At 39.8% G+C, this 405-nt stretch carries 1 protein-coding gene; it reads right to left on the reverse strand.

The genetic code is table 11. From position 1 onward, the window contains the following. On the reverse strand, positions 1-405 hold a 405-nt coding region (locus A3757_RS05855), incomplete at both ends, for a dynamin family protein (RefSeq protein ID WP_197469854.1).

Genomic DNA, 405 nt, shown 5'->3' on the forward strand with positions numbered 1-405 from the left:
CTTCAAAGTGGTCATGAACAATTTCGTCAGACAATAAATCATAACCGCCAGCCTTATAGATTATGTCGTTCTGCTCATAGTAACTCGGAGAATCTAACAAAGAGATGTCACATAGTTCGTTAAAAATAAGAACGTCATCTTTAACCGTCTCAGGTCTATCCTCAATGTGTTTCAAAACAGTAATAGCACTGGTAGTCGGCTGTAGCTTTGAAGGAAGCTTTGCTTCTCCTAGCAAGTAATTTATGAAATGACTCTTTCCTGCATCGGAACGCCCCATGACACCAAGATTTGGTTTTCTGGCAACTGCTGAAAGCCTGCTTAGCAAACTTCCAATTAGGTTTTCGGTTTCGTCATTAGTCGATATTGATGGCTTGCTAAAGTAAGACCTAAGTAAACTTGAATGCT

Source organism: Oleiphilus sp. HI0117, from assembly GCF_001635235.1.